Annotated in this window: 6 protein-coding genes; 2 read left to right on the forward strand and 4 right to left on the reverse strand. The window is 68.7% G+C overall.

What is annotated here, in order from left to right:
* Window positions 1–251 precede the first annotated feature (251 nt).
* Window positions 252–1,541, reverse strand: a complete 1,290-nt coding sequence (gene aspS / locus ACRDPS_RS00925) for an aspartate--tRNA(Asn) ligase (protein ID WP_431499736.1) — start codon at window positions 1,539–1,541, stop codon at window positions 252–254.
* A 213-nt stretch (window positions 1,542–1,754) separates the two neighbouring features.
* On the opposite strand from aspS, the gene ACRDPS_RS00930 reads away from it, so the two are divergent.
* Window positions 1,755–2,144 (forward strand): VOC family protein, encoded by a 390-nt coding sequence (locus tag ACRDPS_RS00930; protein WP_431499737.1) that lies wholly within the window; start codon window positions 1,755–1,757, stop codon window positions 2,142–2,144.
* Window positions 2,145–2,154: 10 nt separating this feature from the next.
* On the opposite strand, the gene ACRDPS_RS00935 is transcribed toward ACRDPS_RS00930, so the two are convergent.
* Genes ACRDPS_RS00935 through ACRDPS_RS00945 form a run of 3 tightly spaced genes read right to left on the reverse strand, consistent with a single transcriptional unit; the run spans window position 2,155 to window position 3,728 of the window.
* Window positions 2,155–2,556, reverse strand: coding sequence for a type II toxin-antitoxin system VapC family toxin (locus ACRDPS_RS00935; protein WP_431499738.1), 402 nt, complete (start codon window positions 2,554–2,556; stop codon window positions 2,155–2,157).
* The gene (locus tag ACRDPS_RS00940; protein ID WP_431499739.1) at window positions 2,543–2,794 is read right to left on the reverse strand and encodes a type II toxin-antitoxin system Phd/YefM family antitoxin; all 252 of its coding nucleotides are present in this window, start codon (window positions 2,792–2,794) and stop codon (window positions 2,543–2,545) included. The genes ACRDPS_RS00935 and ACRDPS_RS00940 overlap by 14 nt, the downstream gene beginning before the upstream one ends.
* A gap of 52 nt (window positions 2,795–2,846) precedes the next feature.
* Window positions 2,847–3,728, reverse strand: coding sequence for a GNAT family N-acetyltransferase (locus tag ACRDPS_RS00945; protein WP_431499740.1), 882 nt, complete (start codon window positions 3,726–3,728; stop codon window positions 2,847–2,849).
* 78 nt (window positions 3,729–3,806) lie between these two features.
* On the opposite strand from ACRDPS_RS00945, the gene fdxA reads away from it, so the two are divergent.
* Window positions 3,807–4,130 carry a ferredoxin gene (fdxA, locus tag ACRDPS_RS00950; RefSeq protein ID WP_431499741.1) on the forward strand — a complete coding sequence of 108 codons (324 nt, stop codon included), beginning with the start codon at window positions 3,807–3,809 and terminating at the stop codon, window positions 4,128–4,130.
* Window positions 4,131–4,233: the final 103 nt, after the last annotated feature.

Raw genomic sequence — 4,233 nt, forward strand, 5'->3', positions numbered from 1 at the left:
TTTCTCGACTGATCCCGGTGTCAAGGACCGCGAAGCGGCCGGCGTAGCCGGCGGCCGTAGGCCGTCCTTTACTCCGGGGTCCGTCGAGAAGACCCTCCAGGAAAGGGTCGGCGGCCCACACCAAGACAAGAGGAGACCTTCCGGCAGGGAGGTCTCGACGAGCTCGACCACCGGGGCCGAGGGGGTCTTGACAGGCTCGACCACCGGAGGCCGGGGGTGGTCTCGACAAGCTCGACCACCGGCTGGCGAGGCTAAGGCGCGAGCCGATGCAGATCCCGCGGAAACAGCGTGGCCTCACGGACGTTGGCTACCCCCACCAACCTCGCGACCCACCGTTCCAGCCCGAGCGCGAAGCCACCGTGCGGCGGCATGCCGTGGGCGAAGGCCTGAAGATAGGACGCGTACGCCGCCGGCGACTCACCCCGGGCGCTGATGGCTGCCTCGTAGTCGGTGAGCCGGTGCAGGCGCTGGCCGCCGGTGACGAGCTCGAGGCCTCGGAAGAGCAGGTCGAAGCTGTTGCTCCAGCGCTCGTCGCCGGGCTCGGGGTGGGTGTAGAAGGGACGTTTCCGCATCGGATAACCCTCGACGGCGAGAAGGTCGGAACCGTGCGTGTCCCGCGCCCACGCGCCAAGCATCCGCTCGTGCTCGGGCGCGAGGTCGGGCTCGTCGTGGGGCGCGCCGACGAGCCTCAGTGCCTCGGAAAAGTGGATGACCGGGATCTCCTGCGGCACCACGGGGATCTCGACCCCCAGACGTTCGACGGCTTCCGCGGCGTACGTCGTGACTCCTTCGACCATGCCGGCGATCACCTCGCGAAGGACGGTGAGTACGTCGCGATGGTCGCGGATGAAGCCGAGCTCGACGTCGAGGCTCACATACTCGGCGAGGTGCCGCACGGTGTCGTGCGGCTCGGCGCGGAAGACGGGCCCGACCTCGTAGACCCGCTCGAAGACCCCGACCAGCTGCTGCTTGTAGAACTGCGGGGACTGGGCGAGATAGGCGGGCCGCCCGAAGTAGTCGATCGAGAATACGTTCGCCCCCGACTCGGTCACCGACTCCACGATCTTGGGCGAGTGGACCTCGGTGAACCCGGCGGAGTCCAGAGTGCCGCGGAAGCCGCGCAGCGACGCCGCGGCCAGCTCCCACCGCGCCCGGACCGCCGGATGGCGCCAGGTCACCGGCGCATGGTCGAGCAGCGTAGGCAGCCCAGCCGCCAGCGACGGCCGCCATAGCTCGACCGGCGGGGTGAGCGCCGGCTCGGAGAGCGCGGTGACCACCGGAGAGGTGACCTCGACCCCGCCCGGTGCCTGCGGGTTGGCCGTGGCGATGCCGACCACCTCGACCGGCGTCTCCTCGGGCGGCACCACCTGTCCGTCGGCGGGCCTGACCACCACCTGCGCGAGGCCGCTGCGGTCACGCACCACGAGAAAGGTCACGGCGGCGAGCTCGCGACGTCGGTGCACGTGTCCGCATAGTCGGACGGTGGTGCCCGGTGTGGCAGCGGAGAGCGGGCCGGCGAGCGTACGGTCTATCTGTTTCATCTTTTCCTCCAGGGAGCGAGGCCCTGGAGGTGTGGGCGGGGGCTAGGTCGCGGTGCCACCACACCTTCGCTGATCTGTCATCAGCCTCTCGTCGATCCGCCGTACGCGCGGGCACCGCCTGCCCCTGAGAGCCGAGGATCGTCACTCCTCAGCGGTGCCGTGACCGATCGTAGATGTCGCCCGGGCCCGCTGCCATCGGTTTACCGTTCACCCATGCACCTGGATCTGGTCACCCTCGTCGTGCCCGACTACGACGAGGCGGTGGCGTTCTTCCGCGACCTGCTCGGCTTCGAGGTCACCGAGGACGCGCCCGCGACGACGAACGACGGCCGCCCGAAGCGGTGGGTGGTCGTACGTCCGCCAGGCGGCGGCACGGGCTTCCTGCTCGCCCGGGCCGACGGCCCGGCGCAGACGGAACGGGTCGGCGACCAGACCGGCGGACGCGTGGCGTTCTTCCTACGAGCCGACGACTTCGAGGCGACGTACGAGAAGCTGGCCGCTGCCGGGATCGAGCTCGTCGGGCCCGTGCGGAAGGAGACGTACGGAAACCTTCAGGTCTTCCGCGACCCCTTCGGGAACCTGTGGGACCTGCTGTCGGGATAGGCCGAAAGGCTCACCAGACGGTGTGGATGGAGTCGTACGCCCTGAGCCTGGCGTCCCCGGTGACCAACGGAAGGTTCTCGAGCATGCTCTGGGCCGCGAGCATGCGGTCGAAGGGGTCGCGGTGGTCCCAGTCGAGCTCGCCGGCGAGGCGTGCGTGGCTGAAGTCCATGGGTAGCCGCTCCAGCACATGAAGGCGCGTGCGGTCCTCGAAAGTGGCGACAAGGGTGCCGCCGCCGGGGAACTTGCCCATGTGGGTCTTGGTCGAGATCTCCCAGAGGCTCGCGGCCGAGACGTAGACCTCGGTGTCGATGTCGACGACCACCTCACGCGCAGTAGTGCTGAGGCGGTCGGGGTCGCTCACCAACCAGACGTACGCCTGGGTGTCGAGCAGAACCCGCTCATAGATCTTCATCGAGAGAGCCCTCCCAGACGGCGACCTGGTCGTCGGGGAGGGGGTCGAAGAACTCATCGGGCAAGGTCACCCGCAGGCCGCCGAGGATGCGCCGGGAGGGCTGCTCCACCGGCACCAACCGTGCGATGGGATGGTCGCCCCTGGCGATGACGACCTGCCCGCCCGCCTCCACCTCGGTCAGCAGGCTCGACAAGTGTGTCTTCGCCTCCTGAACCTTCACGACATGCTCTGCATCCATGCTCCCAGGTTAGGTTGGTCAACCAGGTTGGTCAACCCGGTTGGTCAACCAGTTAGGGCGTGGGCGACGCGTAGTAGCGACAGCGATGGTGCTCGGCGAAGCCGAGGCCCTCATAGAGCGCGAGCCCGGCATCGTTGGTCGTCTCCACGTGCAGCCAGGCCGCGCGGGCGCCCTTCTCGGCACCCCACTCCAACAGAGTGGCCAGCGCCTTCGTGGCCAGACCCTTGCGACGGTGCGGCTCGGCGACCTCGAGGTCGTGGATGGCCAGCCAGTCACGCTCGATCGTGCCCATGATCCGCGTGGTGTCATCGAGTTTGATCAGCACCTGCCCGCCGTCGGCCCCGACCTCGGCGTCCTCGACGGGCGGAGGCAGGAGACGCCGGGTTGCCGCGATCCCGGCGAGCCGGAACTCGACGGTTACGTCCTCGACCCAGCCGCGCGAGACCAGCGCCTCCTCGACCGCGGAGCCAGTCTCGACCTTGGCCCGGGGCCGCTTGTGCAGGCCGCGATAGAACGTCTCGACGCGGTCGATCGCCTGATCCAGCTCGACCCCCGGATCGCCGATCGCCAGCGCCGAGTTGGGCCGCCGGCGGACCGAGACCTCGTGGTCGAAGAGCACCCACTCGCCCAACGGCTCCGAGGTGGTGCCGGGGAAGATCGCGGCGCTGAGCAGCTCGGCCTCGCGCACGCCGATCCGCAGACGTACGTTGGGCCGCGGCGGCACCGGCTTGCCGGACACGATCTCGGCGACGGGCACGCTCACCCGCTCCCCGGACTCGCGCTCGATGACGGCGGTGCCGTCGGCCCAGGACGTACAGACCCCGAGGATGTCGGTGAAGGCGGGGCCGCCGGTCGCACCGGTCTCGCCGGGCACGAGCCGTCGGATGACGATCCGCTGGCCGACGACATGTGGTCCCAGGAGGTGAGCAGGCACGTGGGGATACTAGGCTGTTCCCTGAAGGGCCAGCTGCGCCCCTCTGACTTTAGAGATACCCCGCTTGGAGGAGCCCGAATGACGTACGTCATCGCCCAGCCCTGTGTTGACGTGAAGGACAAGGCTTGCGTCGACGAATGTCCCGTGGACTGCATCTACGAGGGCAAGCGGATGCTCTACATCCACCCCGACGAGTGTGTCGACTGCGGCGCCTGCGAGCCGGTGTGCCCGCCCGAGGCGATCTTCTACGAGGACGACACCCCCGAGGAGTGGAAGGAGTACTACGACGCCAACGTCAAGTTCTTCGACGACCTCGGTTCGCCCGGTGGTGCCGCTCGCATGGGTGAGATCGACAAGGACCACCCGATCATCGCTGCGCTGCCCCCGCAGAACCAGGAATGATGCCGGCCTCGATCCCGGTCTCGCAGCGGCTGCCTGACTTCCCCTGGGACAAGCTCGCTCCGTTCAAGGAGAAGGCGTCCGCGTACGCCGGTGGGCTGGTCGA

Origin of the sequence: Nocardioides sp., from assembly GCF_050699375.1 — a bacterium.
GTDB lineage: Bacteria > Actinomycetota > Actinomycetes > Propionibacteriales > Nocardioidaceae > Nocardioides.

Excerpts from the sequence above, each read along its gene's own strand:
- aspS (WP_431499736.1), bottom strand. The coding sequence starts at position 1,541 with ATGAAACAGATAGACCGTACGCTCGCCGGCCCGCTCTCCGCTGCCACA.
- ACRDPS_RS00930 (WP_431499737.1), top strand. The coding sequence starts at position 1,755 with ATGCACCTGGATCTGGTCACCCTCGTCGTGCCCGACTACGACGAGGCG.
- ACRDPS_RS00935 (WP_431499738.1), bottom strand. The coding sequence starts at position 2,556 with ATGAAGATCTATGAGCGGGTTCTGCTCGACACCCAGGCGTACGTCTGG.
- ACRDPS_RS00940 (WP_431499739.1), bottom strand. The coding sequence starts at position 2,794 with ATGGATGCAGAGCATGTCGTGAAGGTTCAGGAGGCGAAGACACACTTG.
- fdxA (WP_431499741.1), top strand. The coding sequence starts at position 3,807 with ATGACGTACGTCATCGCCCAGCCCTGTGTTGACGTGAAGGACAAGGCT.